The sequence below is a fragment of the Hyunsoonleella jejuensis genome (genome assembly GCF_900111025.1).
GTDB lineage: Bacteria > Bacteroidota > Bacteroidia > Flavobacteriales > Flavobacteriaceae > Jejuia > Jejuia jejuensis.
Genome location: NZ_FOFN01000003.1, coordinates 564,001 through 578,198 on the forward strand (window position 1 = coordinate 564,001; position 14,198 = coordinate 578,198).

Here is a 14,198-nt window from a genome sequence, read left to right on the forward strand (position 1 = left end):
CTGATTTCAATTAACACTAATTTTGAAAAGAGAAGCTCTTATTACTCAGTTAGATGACAATAGCAATTCAAAAATATTTTATTGGCTCATTCCCATCTAGTCCTTACTAAAACAAAACTCGAAATTTATTGTAATTCCGAGTTTGAAATGTGTCTAAAACACATTAACCGTTTAATAAAATGTTTTTAAAGCGACTAACTCAAATAATTACTAAATACGGTTTTTGGTTTTATATTAACGTTTTGTGGCAGGTTTTAGTATAACAATTTTCGAGTTTTAACATTTTTAACACATTTTACCAAAAAAGCAAACCCCCAAAGTATCAACTTTAGGGGTTCTATTTAATAATCTTAATATAACACTAACCATCAACTATTATCAGATTATTAAAATAATTTTATAGGAATCCACCACTACCTTCTTTTATATTATCATCTCTTTGTTTTCTTCGTAGAGCTCTGTATTTGCTGCCACCAAATCGGTAAGACAATGCAATATTCCAAGTATTGCTCTCCCAGTTAAACTGTCCGTTGCTTGGAAAGGGTGTAACGCCATCAAATTCAAAATTCATAGTATTTAAAATGTCGCTGTAATTAAAACTAAACGTGGCACGTTGATCTTCTAAGAATGAATAGCGCATTCCAGTATTCAACATAAACATCGGTTTTCTAGTAAATTGAATTCCTTTTTCTTCGCCTCGATACATCGTAAATAACGAAAAGTTTAATTTTTTAGAAGCTTTGAAATTGTTGAATAATCTTAAATTCCAAACTATATTATTCACATTAGTAGTTTGGGCAATAATATCATCTGCTGTTGCATTTTGTAAATCATCGGTCACAATAATTTCGGTAATACCTTTTTGTTCTTGAGAATATAAATCAAAGCTACCGTTTAAACTCCACCATGTGGTTGGTCTATAATTGCTTGATACTTCTACGCCGTAAGCTGTTGTGTTATCAAAGTTGTCAAAGGTTAAAATGGCATTTCCTGCAGGAATGTTATTTCTGTCTATGCGTACAAAACGGTTAATATTATCTTCAATTAATCTTCCGAAAACACCTGCGGTAACTGTACCTTTTTTAAGTTTACGGGTATAGTTTAATTCTATAGAATTAGTAAATTGAGGCAATAATTGCGGATTACCAAAAGACGAAACCCTGGGCGTGCTCCATTCCCTTATGGGGTTGATTTGTTGTAGTCCCGGTCTATCAACCCTACGACTTGCGCTCATCTGATATGTATTCTTATCAGAAGCCTTATAGCTTACAAAAATAGAAGGGTAAACTTGAAAATATTCATTATCAAAAGGTATTGCTTCCGTAGAGTTGTCATCAAAAAACTGAAGCGCATTGGCGTCTTCTATTACTTTTTCAAATCTAGCTCCTATTTGATAGTTCCATTTATCGTTTATCGTTTTTCCATAGGTAGCATATGCAGAAAATATATCCCTATTGTATTCAAAATCAGTACTCGGCGTTGGGATAATATTTCCTTCTCCATCAAAAGTCAGTCCGCTAGAGTTGTAGTCAATATCAGAATTAAAGAATCGCGCTTCTACACCTGCTTCTAACTTAGATTTTTCACTTAAGGGTTTAACATAATCTACATTAAAGAACGTTTGCTCTCTTTCTGTGTCAACCATGTCCACATAATCTGGTGGAAAGCTAAGATTCACAAAGTTGAAATTTGCTATTTCGTTATTATTAAATTTATTATGGTCTATTTCTATGTCTAATGTTTCATCTTCTTCTTCATTAAAATAGTGCTTAAAAGCAATGTTGTATTGGCTAGATAGATTGTCTGTTATATTATTAAACAGTTGCCCCTGATTAATAGGACCAGGAAATGTAAGATCTGTGTCTCCGAAGCCCTTACCCTTAAATGTATTTTGATTGGTAAATACAGATATGTTGTTTTTATCATTCAGATAGTAATCTACTCCAAATTTATAAAGATGAGATTTGTTATTATTACCAAATTTTAAGTCTTGACGTGAGTTGTCATCAAGTCTCTCTATGTATCCGAAATTGTCATAATTACCAATGTTATTACCATAATTACCGTAAAAATTTAACTTACCGTTACGATAATTCATATCTATAGAACTATTAAACTTTGCAAAAATTTCTTTTGTAACACCAACATTTAAATTACCATTAAAACCTAATTGAGTGTTTTTGTGCAGTTTAATATTAATGATACCACTCATGCCCTCGGGATTGTACTTTGCTGAGGGATTTGTAATAAGTTCAATAGATTTAATGGATGTGGAAGGAATTTGTCTTAAAAGTTGTGCAACGGGCACATTGCTTAATTTCCCATCGACCATTACGCGAACATTTTCGTTTCCTCTTAAACTAATGTTTCCTGTTTGCTGATCTACATTTACTGATGGTAAATTGTTCATAATATCGCTAGCGGTAGGGCCAGCGGTAGTAAGATCTTTACCAACCGTAATCACTTTTCTATCAACTTTTTGTTGAATGGTAGAAACTTCAGCTACTACCATTACAGCATCTAGCTCTTCCGTTGCTTCCTCTAAATAGATATTACCAAGGTTTACATTATAGTTACCACGTTTTAGGCTTATATCTTTGTTGTAGGTTTTGTAGCCAATATATTGGATGCTCACGGTGATATTGCTTTCTTCAATTCTTTCAATTTTAAACGTACCGTCGTCCAAGGTAATGCCGCCTGTTAAGATTTCGCTTTTGGAATTTTTAATGATTACGTTTACATATGGTAAGGGTTGCTTTAACTTTGCGTCTAATACTTTTCCTGATATGGTGCCTTTTTTGACATCGTTAGGTTCAGGAGAATAAGCGTGAGTTGAAAGTGAAAAAAAAGTGAATAAAAGTAAGCTTAATGAAATAGCCTTTTTCATTTGGTTTGATTAATTTGATTGATGATTAATATTTACAGTCAACAAAAAGACGTTTCATTTTTATTAATGTTACTTCTTTTAACAAAAAATTATTGTTTTTAACATATGAATAAGAAAACTTTGGTGCTTGGGGCATCTTTAAAACCTAATAGATATTCTAATTATGCTATACAGCGATTGGTAGCCAATAATATAGAAACGGTAGCCTTTGGTTTGAAGGAAGGAAAGGTTACTGGTATTAAGATTGATACTGAATTGAGGAACTATGAAAATATTTATTCGGTAACACTTTATTTAAACCCTAAACGGCAGACAGAATATTACGACTACATAGTATCTCTAAAACCAAAACGAGTAATTTTTAATCCAGGGACTGAGAATCCTGAGTTTTATGAAATTTTAAAAAAGAATAATATTGAATTTGAAGCAGCCTGTACTTTAGTGTTGCTTTCTACGAATCAGTATTAATCCAATAAACGTGATTAAGCCATTTAAAGGTAATATTTCCCAATGGAATTGATAGCTACCAATAATGTTTTCAGGTAATACGGTAATAGCAAAACTTATTACAATAGAAAGTAAAGCTACAAGCCACGCATACTTGTCTTTAATTTGATGTTTTGTTAGAATTCCAAAAGCAAATAAACCCAGTAAAGGCCCGTATGTGAATGTTGCAAATTTAAATAGGTTACTTACCACGTTTCCTTCTAGGTAATTAAAGATAATTACAACAATAATAAGTAATAGCGATACGGCTACATGTACTTTTTTCCGTAGGGGTTTTTGCGTTTCTTTTGGCTTATCGTGAATGTTTAAAAAATCTACTGAAAAGGATGTGGTTAAAGAGGTTAATGCACTATCTGCACTAGAATAAGCTGCTGCAATTAATCCAATAATAAAGGTAACTGCCAGTGCATTTCCAAGTCCTTGGTTCATAGCAATTTCGGGAAATAGCAAATCAGTTCTTGTTCTGCCATCTATTACAGGAATTTCTAAACCGAATTTTTCAGCATAAATAAATAATAAAGCGCCTAGAGAAAGAAAAATAAAATTAACCAGGACCAATAAACTAGCCATGGCAAACATATTTTTTTGCGATTCTCTATTATTTCTGCACGTTAAGTTCTTCTGCATCATATCTTGGTCTAGCCCTGTCATGGCAATGGCTATAAATATACCGCCGATAAAATATTTCCAAAAATAAGTGGTGCTGTTAACGTCATCAAAAAAGAAAATTTTACTTTTTTTAGCAAATACTTCAGAAGTTAAGGCTTCACTTAAAGACCAATCCAACCGGTCATTTATTAAAAAAATAGCCACTAAAACTGCGGTTAACATGGCTAAAGTTTGAATAGTATCTGTCCAAATAATAGTCTTTATGCCGCCTCGGTTTGTGTAAAGCCAAATGAGTAAAATGGATATCACTACTGTTATCCAAAAAGGAACACCAATACGTTCAAATACAATATACTGCATTGCAAGAGCAACTAAAAAGAGTCTAAATGAAGCACCGGTAACTCGTGATAGTAGAAAGAAAAAAGCACCGGTTTTGTAGCTTACTGTTCCAAAACGTTGTTCTAAATATTCATAAATTGACGTTACATTAAGTTTGTAATACAGCGGTAAAAGAATTGTTAAAATAAAAATATATCCAACAAAAAAACCAAATACCCCCTGCATGTAGGCAAATTGCTGCCCGCCAATCATTCCTGGCACGGAAATAAAAGTAACCCCAGAAAGCGATGCACCAATCATTCCAAAAGCAACTAAGTACCAAGGTGCAGATTTATTGGCTTTAAAAAATGCCTCGTTAGAATCTTCTTTTCCAGTGAAATATGAAATCAAAATTAAAACAACAAAATAAATTGCTACAAGAAGTAGAATTTGAGTGGCGCTCATAAAACTTATATTTTTCAGATTTTCAAAATACAACTATTCAATTTCAAAAACCAAATGGAATCCAGTCAATTTTAAATCTGCGTTTTAAAATTAGCGTAATTAAGGTGTAAATAGTATTTTCGCACCTATGGAGTTTTCTTCTAAATTATTGGAAAATGCAGTCAACGAAATGTCGCAATTACCAGGTATTGGTAAGCGAACCGCATTACGATTGGTATTGCACATGCTTAGGCAGCCTACAGCACAAACAACTGCGTTGTCTCAAGCTTTGCTTAACATGAGGACAAGCATTAAATTTTGTAAATCTTGCAATAATATTAGTGATGTAGAGTTATGTGAAATATGTGCTAATCCTAATCGTGATGACCGCGTAATTTGCGTTGTAGAGGATATTAGAGATGTTATGGCCATAGAGAACACAAGTTCCTTCAAAGGACTGTATCATGTCTTAGGTGGAAAAATTTCACCAATAGATGGTATAGGGCCTCACGATTTAAATATTAATGCATTGATTGAAAAAGTGAAATCTGGTAAAGTAGAAGAAATTATTTTTGCATTAAGCCCTACTATGGAAGGCGATACTACCAATTTTTATATTTTTAAACAAATACAGCAATATAATGTTGCAACGTCAACTATTGCCAGAGGTATATCGGTTGGTGATGAACTGGAATATACCGATGAGGTAACACTTGGTAGAAGCATCCTTAACCGTGTACCTTTTGAATCTTCTCTTAAACTATAACTATTTATTTGAAGCTTTCCGTAATAATACTAAACTATAATGTGCGCTACTTTCTAGAACTATGCCTAAAAAGTGTGCAAGCGGCTATTAAGGATATAGAGGCAGAAATTATCGTAGTAGATAATAATTCTAAGGATGATAGCTGTACTATGGTAAGTACATTATTTCCTAGTGTTAAACTTATTGAGAACAAGGAGAATTTTGGGTTTTCAAAAGGGAATAATATTGGTGTTACTCACGCTAAAGGTGAATACTTATGTATCTTGAACCCTGACACTGTCGTAGCTGAAGACACCTTTACGAGATTACTAAAGTTTTGTAGCGATAAGGAAGGGTTAGGAGCAGTAGGTTGCAAGCTTATAAATGGCATAGGGGAATATTTACCTGAAAGTAAGCGAAATATACCTTATGTTAGTGCTGCATTTAAGAAGTTGTTTGGAGCCCCTTCCGATTATTATGCTAACCATTTAAATGAAGATGCAACGGGTGAAATTGATATTTTAGTCGGAGCATTTATGTTCTTGAAAAAAGATGTTTATGATGCCGTGGGAGGTTTTGATGAAGATTACTTTATGTATGGCGAGGACATCGACTTATCCTATAAAATATTAAAAGCAGGTTATCAAAATTATTATTTGGGCGATATTAAAGCCATACATTTTAAAGGTGAGAGTACGTTAAGGGATAAAAACTATGCCAAACGTTTTTATGGTGCAATGCAAATTTTTTATCAAAAGCATTTTAAAAAGAACATATTGTTCGATATGTTGGTATGGTTGGGAATAAGGCTCGTTTATATTTTCAGGAGAGCAAAGGTTGAGGAACAAAAGGAGGTTTTTCAATATGTATTGATATCAAATACAAATCATAAATTATTAGAAACTGTATTACCAAAAACCCTGTTAAAAAGTAAAGAAATAAGTAACTTTGAAGAAGAAACCGAAGTTGTTTTAGACGCCAACTTTCTAAGTTACAAGGAAATTATTCAAATATTGAATGAGTATACTGGAACAAAAAGCTGGACTTATAAGATTTTACCTAATAATGCCAGCTTTATCTTAGGAAGCGACAATGCCATAAGTAGGGGTGAGGTTATTCGGTTTTAAGAGGTTTTGTTGTAGATAATTTAAAGAAATTGATGATTTTTAATTAATTTTGCAATCGAAATAAAAAATACTGACTTTAATTTAAGAAAATGGCAAAGTTTGAATTAACATTACCGAAAATGGGAGAAAGCGTAGCAGAAGCAACCATAACATCTTGGTTAAAGGATGTTGGTGATACTGTAGAGCTAGATGAGGCTGTTTTAGAAATTGCTACAGATAAGGTAGATAGCGAAGTGCCGTGTGAGGTTGAAGGTGTTTTGGTTGAGAAGTGTTTTGAAGTAGATGATGTGGTTCAAGTTGGTCAAGTATTAGCTATTATTGAAACCGATGATGATGACGTACCTGCTACTGAAGTTTTAGAAGAAACTACAACTGAAACTGCGGAGGAAGTTGTGAATCAACTTACTGAACGAGTGGAGAAAGCTCAGGAAGAAGTTAGCGCAACTGCGCCTACTATTTCCAGTAATGAGCGTTTTTATTCGCCATTGGTTAAAAATATTGCAAAACAAGAAGGTATTTCCCAACAGGAGTTGGACGCTATTACCGGAACAGGAAAAGAAGGTAGGGTTACCAAAAACGACATTCTGTCTTATATTGAGAATAGAGGAAAAGCACCAGCAAAACCAGAAAAAGGTACTAAGCCGGAAATCGCTAAACCGTCAGTCCAAGAAACTCCAAAACCACAGTCAAAACCTGTTGTGGTTAGTGGTGAAGATGAAATTATTGAAATGACGCGAATGGGGAAACTCATTTCCCAGCACATGACAGACTCTTTGCAAACTTCGGCCCATGTACAAAGCTTTATTGAGGCTGATGTCACAAAAATTTGGAATTGGAGAAACAAAGTTAAAAATGCTTTTGAAAACCGTGAAGGCGAAAAACTAACGTTCACGCCTATTTTTATGGAGGCTGTTGCCAAGGCTTTACGTGATTATCCAATGTTGAATATTTCAGTTGATGGTGACAAAATTATTAAGAAGAAAAATATAAATTTAGGTATGGCTACTGCTTTGCCAGATGGAAATTTAATTGTACCTGTAATAAAAAATGCCGACCAGTTAAATTTGGTGGGCATGACCAAACAGGTGAACGATTTGGCGAATAGGGCTAGAGTAAACCAATTAAATCCAGATGATATTAAAGGTGGTACATACACCGTTACCAATGTTGGTTCTTTTGGTAGCATTATGGGTACACCAATAATCAATCAGCCACAGGTTGGAATTTTAGCTTTAGGTGCCATTAGAAAAGTACCTGCAGTGATTGAAACTTCCGAAGGAGATTTTATCGGTATCCGTTACCGTATGTTCCTATCGCATTCTTACGACCATCGTGTGGTAAACGGTGCTATGGGCGGTATGTTTGTTAAAGCTGTAAAAGACTACTTGGAGGCCTGGGATAGTAATAGGGAAGTTTAATTTATTGACAAATAATTAAACCCGACCAAAGCGGTTGGGTTTTTCATTTTTTGCAAAATGAATAACGAAAAAATCAATCAAGATAAATGCAATTAAACCTTACAAAACCCATCTGTTTTTTCGATTTAGAAACTACAGGTATAAATATTACCCACGACCGAATTGTTGAAATTTCTATACTTAAGGTATATCCTAACGGAACTGAGGAGCGCAAAACATGGTTAGTAAATCCAGAAATACCAATTCCTAAAGAGGTAACTGCAATTCATGGTATTGATGATGCTAAAGTTGCAGACGCACCTACTTTTAAAGAGCTATCCAAGGAAATTTACAATATGATTAAGGATTCTGATTTGGGGGGATTTAATTCGAACAGATTCGACATACCGCTTTTAGCTGAAGAAATGTTACGTGCAGAGGTTGATTTTGATATGAAAAATCGTCAAGCTATAGATGTGCAAACCATTTTTCATAAAATGGAACAACGCACGCTAAGTGCTGCATACAAGTTTTATTGTGATAAAAATTTGGATGATGCACATAGTGCTGAAGCCGATACTAATGCCACATATGAAGTATTAAAAGCACAAATAGCAAAATATGAAGAGCTAGAAAACGACACCAAATTTTTGGCAGAGTTTAGTTCTCGAAAAAAGTTTGCCGATTTTGCAGGATTTATTACCTACAATAAAAAAGGAGAGGAATGTTTTTCTTTTGGAAAGCATAAAGGAAAACTAGTAACTGAGATATTAGAAAAAGAACCTGGATATTTTGGTTGGTTATTGAATGCAGATTTCCCATTGTACACCAAAAAGGTATTAACGGCGATTAAGTTGCGTAGTTTTAACAATAAGTTTTAATTCCTAATTACGCCCAAACATTTATGTAATTTGAATGGAATAATTTAGATTAAGTAAAGCAGTACACAGAGGTGTTTAAACCTTTATTTACGATTATTTTTTCTTGAATACCGGAAGCAATTGTGTTTTTACTTGTCCAAATCCTATACGCACATCGTCATTTTCACAATGGCCACGCATCACAACAGTGTCATAATCATTAATAAATTTTCTGTTAGTCCCGTCTTTAAGCTTTATAGGTTTAGTACCATTCCAAGTTAATTCTAACATAGAACCATAAGAATCTTCCGTTGGGCCAGAAATTGTACCACTGCCCATCATATCTCCAGAATTTACAGGGCAACCATTACTTGTATGATGTGCTAACTGCTGCGAGATATTCCAGTACATATATTTAAAATTAGATTTACAAACGGTGGTTTCTTTACCGCCCTTAGGAATAATGCCAGTTTCTAAATGGATATCAAAAGCATGTTTACCTTTAGTTTGTAAATAGGGTAGCGGCTTTGGGTTCTGCTTTGGGCTTTCAACTCTAAAAGGTTCTAAAGCATCTAAAGTCACAATCCAAGGTGATATCGAAGAAGCAAAGCTTTTTCCAAGAAAAGGGCCTAAAGGCGCGTATTCCCATTTTTGAATATCGCGCGCAGACCAATCATTAAAAAGGACTAACCCAAAAATATATTCTTCAGCTTCTTTAACAGGAATAGATTCTCCTAAGTCATTCGCATCAGTTGTAATAAAAGCCATTTCCAATTCAAAGTCAACCATTTTGCTAGGGCCGAACACGGGTTTTTTACCACTTTCTGGCATGGTTTGACCTTGGGGTCTGTGCACAGGAATGTGCGTGGTTATAATAGATGAGCTTCTACCGTGATATCCTACTGGTAAATGCAACCAATTTGGCATTAAAGCACTGTCTTTACCTCTAAACATGGTGCCAACATTAGTAGCGTGCTCTTTACTAGCATAAAAATCTGTATAATCTCCAACATACACGGGCATTTTCATTTCAATTTCATCCAAACGAAATAAAATACGTTCCTTGTGGGGTGTGTTGTTTTTTAAAGTAGTGTTTTCAGCATCAAAAATTTCAGCAACCCGATCTCTTACGGCACGCCATGTTTTACGGCCATCAGCAATAAAGTCGTTTAAGGTATCTTGCAGAAAAATATCGTCAGTTAATGGAATTCCGTCAAAATATCCTAATTGATGAAGCGCACCTAAATCGATTGCCGTATCACCAATACGTGTTCCAATAGTGATGATGTCATCTTTAGTTAAAAATACGCCAAATGGTATATTTTGAATAGGGAAATCTGAATTTTTATTTACGTACAACCATGAACTTCGGTTGGGATTATTTGCTGACAAAGGCATAGTTTTCTTTTTTTATTCGCTTATCAAACCTACATAATTTTTTTATTTAAAAAGAAAAAAATCAAGAAAATCTAAATTCGCTTGTAAGGTTAATAAATCGGTGTATAACTTGATAAGTAAATATATGTATTTTGATGTTTTTAAGTCCCGTATTTGTTATTTTTGCGCAATTATTTAACGACAATTTAATTTTATGCAACGCGACGAACAAATTTTTGAACTTATACAAGCTGAAAAAGAACGCCAGCTACACGGTATTGAACTTATTGCATCTGAGAATTTTGTAAGCGAACAGGTAATGGAAGCTGCAGGTTCTGTATTAACCAATAAATACGCCGAAGGGTATCCCGGAAAGCGTTATTATGGCGGTTGTGAAGTGGTTGATGAGGTAGAGCAAATTGCCATAGACCGAGCCAAAACCTTGTTTAATGCGGAATATGTAAATGTGCAACCACACTCTGGAAGTCAAGCTAATACTGCAGTGTACCACGCATGTATAAAACCAGGCGATACCATTTTAGGTTTTGATTTGTCTCACGGTGGGCATTTAACACATGGTTCTCCCGTAAACTTTTCAGGACGTTTATACAATCCTGTATTTTATGGTGTTGAAAAAGAAACTGGAGTGTTGAACTACGATAAAATTCAAGAGATTGCCACTAAAGAGCAACCAAAACTTATTATTGCCGGAGCGTCTGCATATTCAAGAGATATTGATTTTAAGCGCTTTAGAGAAATCGCCGATAGCGTTGGTGCTATTTTATTGGCTGATATTTCGCATCCTTCTGGATTGATTGCTAAAGGTATTTTGAATGATCCGCTTCCACATTGTCATGTGGTAACCACCACAACGCATAAAACCCTAAGAGGTCCAAGAGGCGGTATGATTATGATGGGGAAAGATTTTGATAACCCATTCGGACTAAAATTAAAGAACGGTAATCTTAGAAAAATGTCGTCGTTGTTAGATTCTGCGGTATTCCCAGGAAATCAAGGAGGACCTTTAGAGCATATTATTGCAGCAAAAGCTATTGCATTTGGCGAGGCGTTAACCGATGATTTCTTAAACTACCAATTGCAAGTAAAAAAGAATGCGTCAGCTATGGCCGAAGCATTGGTAGCTAAAGACTATCATATTATTTCTGGTGGAACAGACAACCACATGATGCTTATCGACCTCAGAAATAAAGACGTATCTGGAAAAGACGCAGAACAAGCTTTGGTAAAAGCAGATATTACTGCTAATAAAAATATGGTGCCTTTTGATGATAAATCCCCGTTTGTAACCTCTGGAATTCGCTTAGGTACAGCCGCCATCACTACGCGTGGATGTAAAGAAGACGATATGGTTGCCATTGTAGAGTTAATCGATGAAGTGATTACAAACTTTGATGACGAAACCGTTTTAGAATCAGTAAAAGCACGAGTAAATGCCATGATGAAGGACAAACCTTTGTTTGTATAATTTATAATAAAGTTGTCATGCTGAACTCGTTTCAGCATCTCAGTATCTCAGCATCTATAAAATTTGAAAATCCCGCCTTGTGTGGGATTTTTTATGGCGTTACCACAACACTTCGACAAGCTCAGTGCAAGTGGTCGGGCTTTCGGCAGTCGCTCCCTCCTGCGTCGGGGAGCTTCAACAAATGCCTCAATCCCTAACGCGCTTATTTGCTGGCTTATGTTTTAAAATTTAAAGAGGTTTTTTTTGAGAGGTTCGTTTAACTATTTTTATGGATATGCGTCGTTGTAACCACTTATATCCAACGTTAAACGAATTTATCCATTTTTCTGATAAACTCTATTAATTTCTAAATCTAAATTTTAAGATTTATTTTAGGATATCAAACTTCAATACTCCTATATTTAACCAAAAAATGATATGCGATTACTTACCATAGGTTTCCTAGTTTTTTTCACAGCATTACAGCTAAAAGCACAAACCGATGAAGCCATTATTAAAGACATTTACAAAACGTCCTTAACCAACGGTAATAGTTACCAATGGTTAGATTATTTATCCAATCAAATCGGTGGGCGTTTATCAGGCTCTTACAATGCGGAGCGCGCCGTTGAATATACGAAGGAGGAACTAGAAAAACTAGGGTTGACCAAAGTGTGGCTACAACCAGTTATGGTACCAAAATGGGTGAGAGGCTCAAAGGAGTATGGGTATATTGAAACTGCAGAAGGCACAACCACTACTGTAAATATTTGTGCCTTAGGTGGTTCTGTTGCTACTCCTGGATTAGGGGTCAAAGCGTCTGTTGTAGAAGTTCAAAATTTTGAAGAGTTAGCAGCTCTTGGTGAGGAGAATATAAAAGGTAAGATTGTGTTTTACAATCGACCCATGCAGGCAGATTTAATTCAAACCTTTCAAGCGTATGGCGGTTGTGTTAATCAACGTTATAAAGGTGCTGTAGAGGCGGCAAAATATGGAGCAGCGGGAGTTATTGTACGTTCTATGAATTTACGTTTAGACGATTTGCCGCATACTGGCAGCATGACGTATGACAATTTACCAAACGATAAACGTATTCCATCGGCAGCTATAAGTACCAACGATGCGGAGTTGTTAAGCAGTATGCTAAAATTGGATACAGATACTAAATTTTACTTTCGTCAACATTGTAAGCAACTAAAAGATGTACTATCTTATAATGTCATTGGGGAAATAAAAGGCAGTGAATTCCCAGATGAATACATCATAGTTGGTGGTCATTTAGATTCTTGGGATTTAGGCGATGGTTCGCACGACGATGGGGCAGGTGTGGTACAGTCTATGGAAGTACTACGTTTGCTGAAAGTAATGAATATTAAACCTAAGCGTACGATACGAGTAGTGCTGTTTATGAATGAGGAAAACGGATTACGAGGTGGTAAAAAATATGCAGCAGAAGCCAAAGCAAAAGGTGAGAATCATATTTTTGCTTTAGAGAGTGATGCTGGTGGATTTACACCTAGAGGATTTTCTTTTGATTGCAATGACGCGAATTTCAACCAGATTTTAGGATGGAAACATTTATTTAAACCCTATTTAATTCACTATTTTGAAAAGGGTGGCAGTGGCGCAGATGTTGGTCCGTTAAAAAGTACTGGAAATGTATTGGCAGGATTACGACCAGATTCGCAGCGATACTTTGACCATCACCATGCGAGCAACGATACTTTTGATGCTGTAAACAAAAGAGAACTAGAATTAGGTGCTGCGACGATGACCGCTTTGGTATACCTATACGATACGTATGGTGTAAATCCTATTAATAATCCAAACCGAATTAAGAATTAATTATAGTTGAACTTTAGAATAGAAATAGCATATGAGATTATTAACTTTAGTATTGATATTAAGTTTTAGTAAAACAATTATGGCTCAAGATACAGGCGAATTACCATACTACGAAATACCAGAAGCTGCTGAAAGCTATACAGCTGGAACGGTAGTATCTAGAATGATAGATGGCTTGGGCTTTCGATATTATTGGGCTACAGAGGGATTACGACCTGAGGATTTAGCATATAAAGCCAGTACCTCAGGTAGAACTTCTGAAGACACTATTGAGCATTTGTATGGTTTGTCAAACTTTATTTTAAGCTCAATTATCAAAGATTTTAAAGCCGTAGATGGTGAAGAAATGACTTTTGAGGAGAAACGCAAACAAACCTTATTGAATTTTAAAACAGCATCCGATATATTGAGAGCTACAGAGGATATTTCTAAGTTTGATAACAACAGATATCCATTTTGGAACGTTATTAATGGCCCAATTGCGGATGCACTATGGCACTGTGGACAAATCGTGATGCTGCGACGTGCTTCAGGAAATCCTTTTAATTCAAAGGTAAGTGTGTTTACTGGAAAATTGAGGGATTAGTTTTAAGCCCTCAATTCCTAAAACAAGTTAA

The 14,198-nt window shown here is 35.1% G+C and carries 11 protein-coding genes; 8 read left to right on the top strand and 3 right to left on the bottom strand.

The window, feature by feature from the left end:
• Nucleotides 1–397: 397 nt before the first annotated feature.
• Entirely contained in the window at nt 398–2,887 is a 2,490-nt protein-coding gene (locus tag BMY39_RS12315; RefSeq protein WP_092580063.1) for a TonB-dependent receptor, read from the bottom strand.
• Nucleotides 2,888–2,992: 105 nt separating this feature from the next.
• Here BMY39_RS12315 and BMY39_RS12320 point away from each other — a divergent pair, with 105 nt between their 5' ends.
• Nucleotides 2,993–3,355 carry a CoA-binding protein gene (locus BMY39_RS12320; protein ID WP_092580065.1) on the top strand — a complete coding sequence of 121 codons (363 nt, stop codon included), beginning with the start codon at nt 2,993–2,995 and terminating at the stop codon, nt 3,353–3,355.
• On the opposite strand, the gene BMY39_RS12325 is transcribed toward BMY39_RS12320, so the two are convergent.
• Entirely contained in the window at nt 3,326–4,786 is a 1,461-nt protein-coding gene (locus BMY39_RS12325; RefSeq protein ID WP_092580067.1) for a sodium:solute symporter, read from the bottom strand. The genes BMY39_RS12320 and BMY39_RS12325 overlap by 30 nt on opposite strands.
• A gap of 127 nt (nt 4,787–4,913) precedes the next feature.
• Between BMY39_RS12325 and recR the strand changes: the two genes are divergently transcribed.
• The 4 genes from recR to BMY39_RS12345 all read left to right on the top strand — a co-directional run bounded on the left by recR (nt 4,914) and on the right by BMY39_RS12345 (nt 8,915).
• A complete protein-coding gene (recR, locus tag BMY39_RS12330) occupies nt 4,914–5,531 on the top strand; it encodes a recombination mediator RecR (protein WP_092580069.1) in 618 nt (205 codons plus the stop codon).
• Nucleotides 5,532–5,539: 8 nt separating this feature from the next.
• Nucleotides 5,540–6,637, top strand: a complete 1,098-nt coding sequence (locus BMY39_RS12335) for a glycosyltransferase family 2 protein (protein ID WP_092580071.1) — start codon at nt 5,540–5,542, stop codon at nt 6,635–6,637.
• An 89-nt stretch (nt 6,638–6,726) separates the two neighbouring features.
• On the top strand, nt 6,727–8,055 hold the full coding sequence (locus BMY39_RS12340) for a dihydrolipoamide acetyltransferase family protein (protein ID WP_092580073.1): 1,329 nt from the start codon (nt 6,727–6,729) through the stop codon (nt 8,053–8,055).
• 86 nt (nt 8,056–8,141) lie between these two features.
• On the top strand, nt 8,142–8,915 hold the full coding sequence (locus tag BMY39_RS12345) for a 3'-5' exonuclease (RefSeq protein ID WP_092580075.1): 774 nt from the start codon (nt 8,142–8,144) through the stop codon (nt 8,913–8,915).
• Nucleotides 8,916–9,008: 93 nt separating this feature from the next.
• Here the strand turns inward: BMY39_RS12345 and fahA are convergent, their stop codons facing one another.
• The gene (gene fahA / locus BMY39_RS12350; protein ID WP_092580077.1) at nt 9,009–10,292 is read right to left on the bottom strand and encodes a fumarylacetoacetase; all 1,284 of its coding nucleotides are present in this window, start codon (nt 10,290–10,292) and stop codon (nt 9,009–9,011) included.
• A gap of 193 nt (nt 10,293–10,485) precedes the next feature.
• Here fahA and glyA point away from each other — a divergent pair, with 193 nt between their 5' ends.
• The 3 genes from glyA (at nt 10,486) to BMY39_RS12365 (ending at nt 14,167) form a co-directional block, all read left to right on the top strand.
• Nucleotides 10,486–11,757 carry a serine hydroxymethyltransferase gene (gene glyA, locus BMY39_RS12355; protein WP_092580079.1) on the top strand — a complete coding sequence of 424 codons (1,272 nt, stop codon included), beginning with the start codon at nt 10,486–10,488 and terminating at the stop codon, nt 11,755–11,757.
• Between the two features lie 417 nt (nt 11,758–12,174).
• Nucleotides 12,175–13,581, top strand: coding sequence for a M20/M25/M40 family metallo-hydrolase (locus BMY39_RS12360; RefSeq protein WP_092580081.1), 1,407 nt, complete (start codon nt 12,175–12,177; stop codon nt 13,579–13,581).
• A gap of 31 nt (nt 13,582–13,612) precedes the next feature.
• A complete protein-coding gene (locus tag BMY39_RS12365) occupies nt 13,613–14,167 on the top strand; it encodes a hypothetical protein (RefSeq protein WP_092580083.1) in 555 nt (184 codons plus the stop codon).
• Nucleotides 14,168–14,198: the final 31 nt, after the last annotated feature.